Here is a 12,073-nt window from a genome sequence, read left to right as displayed (position 1 = left end):
GTGCCGCGGCACGAGGCGCGCCGGCGGATCGCGGCCGCGGTGGAGGCGCGGCTCCAGGGGTGGCACGGCGAGCTCGCGGCACGCGCGTGACGGCGTGCCGTCCGGCGAGGGTGTGGCCACCCGGTTCTGGACGCTCGCGCATGCCTCCGCTCCCCTCGGCCATGGTCACTGTGGCACTGCGGGATTTCACTTGTGGTGACGGAGGGTGCCGTGCAGGATCCTGGGCTTCGGGGAGCGACGGGGGAGTTGTCATGATCGATGGACCGTATTTCGTGCTGACCGTGCTGGGGGTGCTCGGCTGCGGGCTGGTGGCCGGGGTGTTCTGCGGGTTCTCGACGTTCGTGATGCGGGGGCTCGCCGAGTTGCCGCCCGCGCAGGGCGTGGCGGCGATGAACGCGATCAACGTGGCCGCGGTGCGCCCGGCGTTCATGCTCGTGTTCGTCGGGTCGGCGGGGCTGTGTGCCGTGCTCGCCGTGGTCACCTTCGTGCTGCTGCCCGACGAGGGGACGGTGGAGCTGTTGGTGGGCAGCGCGCTGTATCTGTTCGGGACGTTCGGGGTGACGGTCGTCGCTAACGTCCCGCGCAACGACGCGCTGCTGAAGTTGGACCCGGGTACGCCGGAGGCGGCCGTGTACTGGCGTTCGTACGTGCGCGAGTGGACGCTGTGGAACCACGTCCGCGCGGTCGCGTCGGCCGCCGCGGCGGTGTCGTACACGCTGGCCCTCACCTGAGGCTGCCACCGGCCACGACCGGGGTCCGCAGCTGAGCGGCAGGGTACGTGGAGGCGACGTATCGTGGCGGGAAAGGAGTGCCGCCCAGGGGCCGTGGGCCGAAGGCGTTCGATGGTCGCGCGGCCCCGTACCGGTACGCGTACGTGAGGGAGACGGCCATGGCCGATCCCAAGGGATTCATGACCACTCCGCGCGAGGAGTACCCCCGCCGGCCCGTCGAGGAACGGGTGCGGGACTGGAACGAGGTGTACGTCCCCGGTGCGCTGCTGCCGATCATCAGCAGGCAGGCCGACCGCTGTATGGACTGCGGCATTCCGTTCTGCCACGACGCCTGCCCGCTGGGCAATCTGATCCCCGAGTGGAACGACCTCGTCTCGCGCGAGGACTGGCGGGCGGCGAGCGACCGGTTGCACGCGACGAACAACTTCCCCGAGTTCACCGGCCGGCTGTGCCCCGCGCCCTGCGAGGCGGGCTGTGTTCTCGCGATCAACCAGCCCGCGGTGACGATCAAGAACGTCGAGGTCGCCATCGCCGACCGCGCCTGGGCGGACGGTTTCACGCCACCGCGTCCACCGGACCGGCTCTCCGGCCGTACGGTCGCGGTGATCGGGTCGGGGCCCGCCGGGCTCGCCGCGGCGCAGCAGCTGACCCGGGCCGGGCACACCGTCGCCGTGTACGAGCGGGCCGATCGGATCGGTGGGCTGCTGCGGTACGGGATCCCCGCGTTCAAGATGGAGAAGCGGCATCTGGACCGGCGGCTGGAGCAGATGCGGGCGGAGGGCACGAAGTTCCGGACGTCCACGGCGATCGGCCGGGACCTCGGGGCGGCCGAGCTGCGGGCGCGCTACGACGCCGTGGTGCTCGCGGTGGGCGCCACGGCCTGGCGTGAACTGGACGTTCCGGGGCGGGAGTTGGCCGGCATCCATCAGGCGATGGAGTATCTGCCGCTGGCCGACCGGGTGTGCGAGGGGGATCTGGAGGTGTCGCCCTTGTCCGCGGCCGGGAAGCACGTCGTCATCGTCGGCGGCGGTGACACGGGCGCCGACTGTCTGGGGACCGCCGTGCGCGAGGGTGCCGCGTCCGTGACCCAGCTCGACATCTATCCGCAGCCGGAGGCCGAGCGCGACGAGGACGTCGAGCCATGGCCGACATACCCCAAGATCTACCGGCTCTCGGCCGCGCACGAGGAGGCCCGCGACCTGGAGACGGCGCCCGCCGCGGACGCGGACGCGCGCCTCTTCGCGGCTTCCACGCTCCACCTCACCGGGGACGCGGACGGGCATGTGCGCTCCCTGCATCTGGTCGAGGTCGACGAGCGGCGCCGCCCGGTCCCCGGCTCCGGGCGGACTCTCCCCGCCGACCTCGTGCTGCTCGCTCTCGGCTTCTCGGGGCCCGACCGGCACGACGGTCTGATCGACCAGCTCGGCCTGGTGCTCGACGCGCGGGGCACGATCACCCGCGGCGCCGACTTCGCGACCAATGTCCCCAAGGTGTACGTCGCCGGGGACGCGGCCCGCGGGCAGTCGCTCATCGTGTGGGCCATCGCCGAGGGGCGGGCGGTGGCGGCGGCCGTGGACCGCGCGCTGGCCGGGACGTCGCAGCTGCCGGCGCCGATCGGACCGTACGACCGCCCCATGACCGCGTAGGGCTGGGCCGGTCGGTGCGGGCGACCCCGGGGCTGCGAAGCCGTGCGGGTCAGCGGCGTTCGTCCGTGCCCGCCACCTTCGCCGTGGACAGCGCGACCCGGTTCCAGGTGTTGATCGTGAGGATGAGGGCCAGGACGTGAGCCAGTTCCTGGTCGTCGAAGTGGGCGGCGGCCTCCGCGTAGACGTCGTCGGGCACACCGGCGTCGGCGACGCTCGTGACCGCCTCCGTGAGGGCGAGGGCCGCGCGCTCCCTCTCGGTGAAGAAGTGCCGGGCCTCGCGCCACACCGGGACCATGTGCAGCCGGTCTTCGCTCTCGCCGGCCTTGCGGGCGTCGTTGGTGTGCATGTGGAGGCAGTACGCGCAGTGGTTGAGGTGGGAGGCGCGGATCTGGATCAGTTCGACGAGGGCCGGGTCGAGCCCGTCGCGGGCCGCCGCGTCGAAGCCGACGAGGGCACGGAAGACCTTCGGGGCGGACTTGGCGAAGTCGAGGCGAGCGGGAACGGTGGCGGTCGTGTTCATGATGTCCCTCGCGTTCGTCGTGTTCGTGTTCGTCGTCATGACCATGAATCTACGGACCGGAAAGACCGGTTGTAGGGTGCATTTCCATGGCGGAATCATGGGTCAATTCTGCGGAGCGGATCGGCGCCGACCTGCATCTGGAGCTGTCCGGGCCGGGCGGCCGGCGGGCCGCGCTGATCCGGGCGCTGCGCGAGGCGGTACGCGGTGGCAGGCTCGCCCCGGGCACCCGGCTGCCGCCGTATCGCTCGCTCGCCGCCGACTTGGGCGTGGCCCGCAACACGGTCGCCGACGCGTACGCCGAACTCGTCGCCGAGGGCTGGCTGACCGCCCGGCAGGGCTCGGGCACCCGCGTTGCCGAGCGCGCCGAACCACTGGTTGCCCCGGAGCGCGTACCGAAAAAGGCACCTCCACGCGCGCGTGGACCCCGACACGATCTGCGGCAGGGGACACCTGACGCCTCGTCGTTCCCGCGCGCCGCATGGCTCGCCTCGTATCGTCGGGCGCTCCAGCAGGCGCCCAACTCGGCCTTCGGGCCCGGCGATCCCGCGGGCCGCGTCGAACTGCGCGAGGCTCTCGCCGAGTACCTGGCACGCGCGCGTGGCGTGCGCACCGAGCCGGGACGGATCGTGATCTGTTCGGGCTTCGCGCACGCCCTGCGGCTGCTCTTCCCGGGCGTGTTGCGCGGACCGCTGGCGGTCGAGTCGTACGGCCTCGGCTTCCACCGCGAGCTGCTGGCCGCCGCGTCGGTCCGGACCGTGCCGCTGCCGCTGGACGAGGACGGCGCCCAGGTGGGCGGGTTGGGCCGGGAGCGGGCGGTCCTGCTCACGCCCGCGCACCAGTTCCCGACCGGTGGCCCGCTGCACCCGGAGCGGCGGGCCGCCGTCGTCGACTGGGCACGCGCGCGTGGCGGCGTGATTCTGGAGGACGACTACGACGGCGAGTTCCGCTACGACCGCAAGCCCGTCGGCGCCGTGCAGGGACTGGACCCCGAGCGGGTCGTCCACATCGGCTCGGTGAGCAAGAGTCTGTCGCCCGCGCTGCGGCTCGGCTGGATGGTCCTGCCGCGGCGGTACGTCGACGCCGTCCTCGCCGTCAAAGGCGATCGGGAGGCGTGGGCGAGCGTCCTGGAGCAGCTGGCGCTCGCGGACTTCCTCGCCTCCGGGTCGTACGACCGTCATGTCCGCCGGATGCGGCAGCGGTATCGCGGGCGGCGTGACCGGCTCGTCGCGGCCCTCGCGGAGCAGGCGCCGCACATCGAGGTGACGGGGATCGCGGCCGGGCTGCACGCGGTGCTGCGGCTGCCGCCCGGCACCGAGCGGTCGGCCGTCAAGGCAGCGACCTGGCAGGGTGTCGCGCTCGACGGGCTCGCCGGGTTCCGGCATCCGGAGGCGACGATGTCCGCGCCGGACGGGCTGGTGGTGGGTTACGCGACACCCTCGGAGCATGTGTACGGGGCGGCGTTGGAGGCGTTGTGCGGGGCGCTGCCGCCGGGTCCCTAGACACCCTCTTGGCCGACGCCCCGCCAGGTAATGCGTTTGTCGCGTAAAGCGTTCGTTGCGTAAAGCGTTTGTTGTCGTGGTCCTACGGTCTCGGTCTTCTACCGCTGCAAGCAATCAATTCAGCACCAATTTATTCAGCATCAATTTCAAGAGAGTTCAGGAAAGAAGGAAGTCCGCCACCCCCTCCTTGGCGCCCTGGATGAACGCGGTCATCTCACCGGGTGTGTAGATCAGCGCGGGTCCGTCCGGATCCGCCGACTGGCGGACGGCGATACGCCCGTCCGCGAGCTTCATCGCCTCCAGGCAGTTGCCGCCGTTGCCGCCGCTCCACGGCTTGTGCCAGCCCTCGCTGCCCAGTTCACGGGCGGGCATCCCGTTGTAGATCCGCTCATCGCGGATCCGCTCATTGCGTATCCGCTGCTTGATGTTGTCCATTCACAGCTCCTTGCGGAAATCCCGGAGGATCTCCTTCGTGCGATGTGCCGTGGCGGCCTGAGCCGCCATGCGGTCCATGACCTCGAGGTGAGTCGCCACCTCGGAACGCTCGTCCAGATAGACAGCGCCGGTCAGGTACTCGCTGTAGACCATGTCCGGGAGTTCGGGCATGGCAAAGCGAAACAGCACGAAGGGCCCGTACGTGCCGGGGTGCGGCCCCGTGGAGAACGGGACGACCTGGAGCGTCACGTTGGGCAGCTTCGTGGCCTCGATCAGCTTGTCGATCTGGGCGCGCATCACCTCGGGACCGCGGACGGGGCGGCGCAGGGCCGTCTCGTCCATCACGGCCCAGATCCGGGGTGCGCCTTCACGAGTGAGCAGATTCTGGCGTTGCATGCGCAGCGCCACATGGCGCTCGATGTCCTCGGGTCTGGTCTGGCCGATGGCGCCCGACTTCAGGACGCCACGGGCGTACTCCTCGGTCTGCAGGATTCCGGGCACGAAGTGGGGTTCGTACGAACGGATGAGGGTGGCGGCGCCCTCCAGGCTGACATACATCGAGAACCAGCCCGGCAGGATGTCATGGAAGCGCTGCCACCAGCCGGGTCGGTTGGCCTCCTCGGCCAGTTGGACGAAGGCCTCGGCCTCCTCGTCCGACACCCCGTACGACTTCAGCAGGAGCTGGAGGTACGGGATTTTGAGGGCGACTTCGGCCATCTCCATCCGGCGGACCGTGGCGGGCGCGACACGCAGGATGCGCGCCGCCTCCTCACGTTTGAGACCCGCGCGTTCCCGTAGGTCCAGCAGGCGCCGGCCGAGGACGACCTGGCCGACCGTCGGCGCGGACCGCGGTTCGCTCACGTCCCACCTCCACTGAGTCCCGAACAGACGCCGTTGCGACGGTCGGATGCCGTCGTGAACGGTCGGACGCCGTTCTGAACGGTTCTGAACAGGTACTGCGTCATGACAGACCGGACGGCGCCGTTCGGGGTCCTCTTCGTCTTCTTCGTCTTCTTCGACTTCTTCGACGATCCCAACTGGCGCCGCTCGGCGTGCTGTTGCCAGCAGTGTGCCACGGCACTTCTCAGAGTCACACGGCACTCTGCAATTTTCAGAGTGACACTTGCCAAGTGTTCACGGCGGGGAGATAGTGGCAAGCGTGATTCCGTCCGCGCCCTTAGGAACAGACGCCGCCGAGGACCGCTCCGGTCTGCGTGCCGCCGCAGGGGTGCGCCCTGGCGCCGCCGCCGCGCGCCGGTTCCGCTTCGAGCTGGCCGCACACCCGGGTTCCGTGGCTCAGGCCCGGCACCTGACGCGCGCCCGGCTCTCCGGCTGGGACGTGTCCGACGACACCTGTGACACGGCGGTCCTCGTCGTCTCCGAGCTGGTCACCAACGCCATCGTGCACAGCGCGAGCGCGCGTGTGGTGTGCGAGCTGCACGACGGGAACGACCTGGTGCGGATAGCCGTACGTGACGAGGGATGCGCTCCCGATGAGCCGCACCCCTCGCCGCAGCGTCCCGAGGAGGAACACGGCAGGGGGCTGCTGCTCGTCACGGCGGTGTGCCGGTCCTGGGGCGCCCAGGACACCGCGCCGGGGCTGCTGGTATGGGCTGATCTCCCGCGCTCCCCGGCCGCCGACGCCACGACTGCCGCAGCGGCCCGCTCCGACCTCGGATGGGGCGCGAGGAAGCCACCGGCCGACGGCCGGGGCACCGGGACGGAAGCGTCCTGGGGAACGGAACCCTCCTGGAGGACGGAAGGGTCCTGGAGGAGGGAAGGGTCCTGGAGGAGGGAAACCTCCTGGGGGACGCGGACCATGGGGGTCCCCCCGATCGGGCAGAGCCGGGATCGAGGGAGGCTGTGAGGGGTACGTCGGCGACAGGACCCGGTGCTCAGGTCCTGAGCCTGGACACGCTGGTCCGCTTGAGGCGCGAGCAGACGGCGTCCAAGGCGCTGCGACGTCTCCCCGTGCCCGAGGGCATGACGGTACCGCTGGGCTGCGACGCGGTCGCGGTGCCCGCCCGGTTCGGCCCCCTGCTGATGACCCGGCTGCCCCGGGTGGGCTGTGTGTACGCCGACGGGGCGCACTGGTGGTGGCTCGTGCCCTCCGAGTCCGATGTGGCCCTGGACTGGCCCGCACCCGCCCGCTACGCCGCCGGGGCGGTCGTACCGGACACCCCGCACACCCCCGGCCTCATCCACAAGCCGGCCGGCACCCTGCCGTACACCCCGCCGATCCCCCTCTATCTGGCCCTGTGCCGGGTCACCGGTACGACACCCGTCTGGTCGCGTCCGATCAGCGCGTGACCCTGCTGTCGACGATCGGCACGTGACTCTCCGGTCGCCGAACGGCACGTGACTCTCCGGTCGCCGAACGGCACGTGACTCTCCGGTCGGTGAACGGCGCGTAGTCGTCCGGTCGGTGAACGGCGCGTAGTCGTCCGGTTCGGGGGCTGGCGAGTGTGTCCGAAGTGCGCCGGTCGCCACCCGTACTCGGCCATCACCACGAGTGGAGTGCCGTGTTCCTGGGGAGGGCACCGTTCATCCGTTCCCGGGGAGGCCGATGGTGGGGAAGACCACAGGGAAAGCGCGCAAGAAGAAACGCGACGACGACAAACCGGCGCCGTCCGCCTCCGAACACCTGCTCTTCGGCGGCCCGCTGCGCTATGACATGGGCTGGTCGCAGCACTCCGACGCGTTCCTCGAGTTGAACTTCCGCGCGATGGTGACGCGGCTGCCGTCCCTGCTCGCGTCCAGTTTCCGGCTCGCCTGGACCGCCGACCGCCGCGCCGCCCGGATCGTGGTGTCCGCCGAACTGGCCCGGGGCGCGGCGCAGGCGGTGAGCCTGCTGGCCGTCAACATCGTGCTGGGCCGGCTGATGACGAGCGGCTCCGTCGGGGACCGGCTGCACGGCGCGGTCCCGGCGCTGATCACGGTCGCCGCCGTCATGCTGCTCGGCGCGCTGCTGCGGGCGGCCTCCACGTATGCCACCGGGCGCCTGGAACCCAAGGTGGAACGCGTCGCCACCGAGCTGTACCTGGAGCGCGCGGCGGCCGTCGAACTGTCCGCGATCGAGGACGACGCCTTTCACAAGCTGCTGGACACCGCGCAGTACGGTGCCTCCTCGGCCCGCCGCATGATCGCGATCGCCACCCGCGTGGTGAACGCGATGATCTCGCTCATCGCGGCCGCGGGCGTGCTGACCGTGCTGCACCCCGCCCTGCTGCCGCTGCTCGTGACGATGACGCTGCCGAGCGCCTGGAGTTCCCTGACGATCGCCCGGCGCCGCTACGAGTCCTTCCACACCTGGGTGCAGCACGCCCGCGCCGGGCATCTGATCAGCAGTCTGCTCACCGAGCCCGCAGCGGCCCCGGAGATCCGCGTGCATGGCGTCGGCCCCTTCCTGCTGCGTCACTTCCGCTCGATGTCGGAGACCGCGGAGGCGGAACAGGCCCGCCTGGCCCGTCTCTCCGCCCGCACCGGCCTGGTCGCGGCGGGCTGGACGGGCATCGCCACCGTGGCGACGTACGCGACGCTCGGCGGACTGCTGCTCGCCGGTGCGATGGCACTCTCCGTCGCCGGTACGGCCGTGATCGCGATCCGCACCGGCTCCGCGAGCCTCGACACGCTCGTCCTGGAGGTCAACTCCCTCCATGAGGAGGCCCTGTTCGTGGGCGATCTGCAACGCCTGTACGTGGAGGCGGCCGAGCGCGCGATCCCGGTGGGCGGCGAACCGCTCCCCGACGATCCGAGCGAAATCCGCTTCGAGAACGTCACGTTCACCTATCCGGGCGCCTCGACACGGCCGGCGCTCGCGGACGTCACCCTCCGTCTGCCGCTCGGCAAGATCGTGGCGCTCGTCGGCGAGAACGGCTCGGGCAAGACGACCCTGGTGAAGCTGCTCGCGGGCCTGTACGCGCCCGAGCGGGGCCGGATCCTGTGGGACGGCGTCGACGCGGCGACCGCGGACCGGCAGCAACTCGCCGAACGCATCGCGATGGTGGCGCAGGACTTCAAACGCTGGCCGTTCACGGCCCGCGTCAACGTGGCGGTCGGCCGTGCCTCGGCGCCGCTGACGGACGAGCGCGTCACCTCGTCGGTGACGGCGGCCGGGGCCGAGGACGTGGTCGCCGACCTGCCCCGCGGTCTGGACACGCTGCTGGCCCGCGGTTTCAGCGGCGGGCACGAGCTGTCGGGCGGGCAGTGGCAGCGGCTGGGCATCGCACGGGCCGCGTACCGCCGTGGTCGCATCCTGATCGTGGACGAGCCGACCGCGGCGCTCGACGCCCGGGCCGAGCTGGAGGTCTTCGACAAGATCAGGGCCCTGGCGGGCAGCGGCCAGACGGTCGTCCTCATCACCCACCGGCTGGCCTCGGTCCGCCACGCCGATCTGGTGCATGTCCTCGAACAAGGTCGTCTGGTGGAGTCCGGCAGTCCGGACGAACTGCTGGCGAAGGGCGGTGTCTACGCCGAGCTGTACTCCTTGCAGGCCGAGCAGTTCACGACGAAGGTGCCCACGATGCTTCCTACGAAAGTGCCCGCTCCGACAGTGCCCGCTCCGAAGGTGGGCTGACCTCGGCCGGCCTCACTCGACGAGTTCCCCGGCACGCACGATCACCAAAAACGCGTCCGAGGCGAGGTCCATGACGACCTCGGCGGCCTGCCCCTGAAGGCGGCACGCCTGCGCGAACTCCTCGGCGGGCCACGAACCGCGCGGCCCTCCGGCGGGAAAGCGCTCCAGCACCATTCGCCCGTTCACCCTGCACCTCCATGTAACGCGCCGTACTCATGACGCGTACTCATAGAGTTAAACGCCAAAGGCGGGGTGAACGGCTCGGTCAGTGACGGTACTGAGACATAGTCAACACTCGTTCACTACTCCGCTGTGAGGGAACTCTCGGCCTGTGCGCGTTTCATTTCGTGAGTTTTCCCTTCTCGTACTTTCTTGTCATTCCTCGTACTCGTCGTGGTACCGGATCCGCCCGCTGCCCGCCGGCGCCCCCAGTGCCGAGGCGCGCCCCCGGGGCACCTCCCACTCCTCCTGCCTGCCGAGTGCCGTGAGATCCAGCAGGGTGGTCGTGGAGCCGAGCCCGTCGAGGCCGCGCTCGTACGTCGAGTAGGTGTGGAAGACCCTGTCCCGGTCCCGCAGGAAGCAGCTCACGCCCGGCCGCTCGCAGGGCTCGTCGTCGACCTCGACGGACACCCTGAAGTCGTAGTTGAAGTCGCTGTCGTACGACGAGTACCAGGGCACCGTCCACCCCATACGGGCCTTGAACGGCAGGATCTTCGTGTACGGCGCCCGGGACACGGCGGCGAACTGCGTGCCCCGGGCCCGCAGATGGGCGAGGTGGCCGATCTGGTCGAGGAAGGCCGAGCAGCTGCGGCAGCCCGCGTCCCACTCCGGCGCGAACATGAAGTGGTAGACGACGAGTTGGTGGCACCCTTCGAAGAGGTCGAGCAAGGCCGCCTTGCCGTCGCCGCCCTCGAACACGTACTCCTTGTCGATCTCGACCATCGGCAACCCGCGCCGCGCCGCGTTGAGCGCGTCCCGTGCGCGGGTCGCCGCCTTCTCCTTGACCAGCAGTTTCTCGCGCGCGGCGCGCCACTCCTCGCTCGAGACGATCTGCGGAAGCGTCATGTGTCCCTCCTAGGGAGCGGTGCCTTCGCAGTGGTGACCGGGCGTGGGAGCAGAACTCATCGGTGCCGGCGGAGAATTTCTGGATTCAGTACGTCACCGGGAGCGCGAGCAGGCCGCGGGCGCGCAGGGAGGGCCGCCACCGCAGTTCGGCCGGGTCGGCGGCGAGCGCGAGGTCCGGAAGGCGTTCCAGGAGCGCGGACACGGCGATCTCCGTCTCCAGGCGGGCCAGCGGCGCGCCCACGCAGTAGTGGATGCCCCGGCCGAGGGCGAGATGGCCGGAGGCGTCCCGGTCGAGGTCGAGGCGCTCGGGGTCAGGGAAGCGGGCCGGGTCCCGGTTGGCCGCGGCCAGGGACAGCAGGACGGTCTCGCCCGCGGGCACGGTGACCTCGCCGATCGTCACGTCCTCTACGGGGAAGCGCCGGATGGCGAGCAGCGCGGGCCCTTCGTGGCGCGCGAACTCCTCGACGGCGTCGGGGAACCGCTCCGGGTTCGCGCGCAGGGCGGCCAGCTGGTCGGGATGGGTGAGCAGTCCCAGGATGGCGTTGCCGATGAGCTGCACGGTGTTCTCGTAGCCCGCGAAGAGGATGAGGAAGGCGAGCGACATCAGCTCGTCCTCGGTGAGCCGGTCGCCCTCGTCGCGCACCGCGATCAGGTCGGAGAGCAGGTCGTCGGCCGGCTTCTTCCGTTTGTCCGCGAGGAGTTGGGTGAGGAACCCGAGCATGGCCGCGACCGCCTCCTTGGCGGCCCCGGGACGGGTCGGGTCCGGCGCGACGAGCACGTCGGTCCAGGCCCGGAAGTCCCGGCGGTGCTCGACTGGAATGCCCAGCAGGTCGCAGATGACGGTGATCGGCAGGGGCGCGGCGTACGCGGCGATCAGGTCGGCGCTGCCGTGCGGTCCGAGCGCGTCGAGGAGCCGGTCGGCGGTTTTCCGTACGGGTGTGCGCAGTTGCTCGACGCGGCGTGATGTGAAGGCGCGGACCACCAGGCGCCGGACGCGGGTGTGGTCGGGCGCCTCCATGTTCAGGAGGTTGGCGTCGAGGGCGGGCGGCAGCGACAGCCCCTGGTAACTCCCGGGCAGCGCGTGCCTCTTGTCCATCGAGAGCAGCGGGTTCGCGAGTGCCTCGCGGACGTCCTCGTACCGGGTGACGAGCCAGGCGGGGTTGCCGTCGGTACCGGCGACGCGATGCACGGGCGCGGTGTCGCGCAGGCGGTCGTAGACGGCGTACGGGTGGTCGATGAGGCCTTCTGCGGGGTCCATGCCCTCCAGCCTAGGCAGAGTGGATCAGGTGTCGTACTCCTGAATCCGCCTCCCGTGGCCCGATCGACGGGCGCGGGCAACCGCTCCCCCAACTCCCCGACCGTGGCGGGCAGATCGAATGTCAGCGGCACACGGTCGCGCGTCCGCAAGGCGCGTCTCGCGCGTGGCCGCCTCGATGACCCCGGCCCGTACGACGATCGAGGCGTCCTCGACGAACCCGATCTCCTCGTGCTCGTCGTGCACGAGCGCGGTGCATCCGGTGATGAGGAGGTCGGCGGGGCCCGCCGCGGACGAGTTGGGGGTGGACGGGGTCGGGACGGACGACGTCATGGCGTCACCGTGC

General features: G+C 70.7%; 13 protein-coding genes. 6 read left to right on the top strand and 7 right to left on the bottom strand.

Annotation, left to right across the window (positions count from 1 at the left end):
* Positions 1-251 precede the first annotated feature (251 nt).
* Both ABZ656_RS20385 and ABZ656_RS20380 read left to right on the top strand, forming a co-directional pair.
* Entirely contained in the window at positions 252-731 is a 480-nt protein-coding gene (locus ABZ656_RS20385) for an anthrone oxygenase family protein (protein WP_101405763.1), read from the top strand.
* 158 nt (positions 732-889) lie between these two features.
* Positions 890-2,377, top strand: a complete 1,488-nt coding sequence (locus ABZ656_RS20380; protein ID WP_360269617.1) for a glutamate synthase subunit beta — start codon at positions 890-892, stop codon at positions 2,375-2,377.
* A 49-nt stretch (positions 2,378-2,426) separates the two neighbouring features.
* On the opposite strand, the gene ABZ656_RS20375 is transcribed toward ABZ656_RS20380, so the two are convergent.
* Complete coding sequence (locus ABZ656_RS20375; protein WP_360269621.1) at positions 2,427-2,897, bottom strand: carboxymuconolactone decarboxylase family protein; 471 nt, start codon at positions 2,895-2,897, stop codon at positions 2,427-2,429.
* An 86-nt stretch (positions 2,898-2,983) separates the two neighbouring features.
* Here ABZ656_RS20375 and ABZ656_RS20370 point away from each other — a divergent pair, with 86 nt between their 5' ends.
* Positions 2,984-4,396, top strand: a complete 1,413-nt coding sequence (locus ABZ656_RS20370; RefSeq protein ID WP_360269615.1) for a PLP-dependent aminotransferase family protein — start codon at positions 2,984-2,986, stop codon at positions 4,394-4,396.
* A 156-nt stretch (positions 4,397-4,552) separates the two neighbouring features.
* On the opposite strand, the gene ABZ656_RS20365 is transcribed toward ABZ656_RS20370, so the two are convergent.
* Positions 4,553-4,831, bottom strand: a complete 279-nt coding sequence (locus tag ABZ656_RS20365) for a DUF397 domain-containing protein (protein ID WP_101405759.1) — start codon at positions 4,829-4,831, stop codon at positions 4,553-4,555.
* Complete coding sequence (locus ABZ656_RS20360; protein WP_101405758.1) at positions 4,832-5,692, bottom strand: Scr1 family TA system antitoxin-like transcriptional regulator; 861 nt, start codon at positions 5,690-5,692, stop codon at positions 4,832-4,834. It lies immediately after the preceding gene.
* A gap of 289 nt (positions 5,693-5,981) precedes the next feature.
* Here ABZ656_RS20360 and ABZ656_RS20355 point away from each other — a divergent pair, with 289 nt between their 5' ends.
* The 3 genes from ABZ656_RS20355 to ABZ656_RS20345 all read left to right on the top strand — a co-directional run bounded on the left by ABZ656_RS20355 (position 5,982) and on the right by ABZ656_RS20345 (position 9,407).
* Entirely contained in the window at positions 5,982-6,698 is a 717-nt protein-coding gene (locus tag ABZ656_RS20355) for an ATP-binding protein (RefSeq protein ID WP_101405756.1), read from the top strand.
* A 59-nt stretch (positions 6,699-6,757) separates the two neighbouring features.
* Positions 6,758-7,141: a hypothetical protein gene (locus ABZ656_RS20350; protein ID WP_360269612.1), complete on the top strand. Its 384-nt coding sequence runs from the start codon at positions 6,758-6,760 to the stop codon at positions 7,139-7,141.
* Positions 7,142-7,397: 256 nt separating this feature from the next.
* The gene (locus ABZ656_RS20345; protein WP_360269610.1) at positions 7,398-9,407 is read left to right on the top strand and encodes an ABC transporter ATP-binding protein; all 2,010 of its coding nucleotides are present in this window, start codon (positions 7,398-7,400) and stop codon (positions 9,405-9,407) included.
* 12 nt (positions 9,408-9,419) lie between these two features.
* Here the strand turns inward: ABZ656_RS20345 and ABZ656_RS20340 are convergent, their stop codons facing one another.
* The 4 genes from ABZ656_RS20340 to ABZ656_RS20325 form a co-directional block, all read right to left on the bottom strand.
* A complete protein-coding gene (locus tag ABZ656_RS20340) occupies positions 9,420-9,593 on the bottom strand; it encodes a hypothetical protein (RefSeq protein ID WP_095855250.1) in 174 nt (57 codons plus the stop codon).
* Positions 9,594-9,782: 189 nt separating this feature from the next.
* On the bottom strand, positions 9,783-10,472 hold the full coding sequence (locus tag ABZ656_RS20335) for a DUF899 domain-containing protein (protein ID WP_101405753.1): 690 nt from the start codon (positions 10,470-10,472) through the stop codon (positions 9,783-9,785).
* An 85-nt stretch (positions 10,473-10,557) separates the two neighbouring features.
* Positions 10,558-11,730: a cytochrome P450 gene (locus ABZ656_RS20330; protein ID WP_101405752.1), complete on the bottom strand. Its 1,173-nt coding sequence runs from the start codon at positions 11,728-11,730 to the stop codon at positions 10,558-10,560.
* 24 nt (positions 11,731-11,754) lie between these two features.
* Positions 11,755-12,060, bottom strand: coding sequence for a hypothetical protein (locus ABZ656_RS20325; protein ID WP_360269607.1), 306 nt, complete (start codon positions 12,058-12,060; stop codon positions 11,755-11,757).
* Positions 12,061-12,073: the final 13 nt, after the last annotated feature.

This window comes from Streptomyces sp. NPDC007095 (assembly GCF_040634475.1).
Classification (GTDB): Bacteria; Actinomycetota; Actinomycetes; order Streptomycetales; family Streptomycetaceae; genus Streptomyces.
This window is presented reverse-complemented; position numbering and strand designations above follow the sequence as displayed.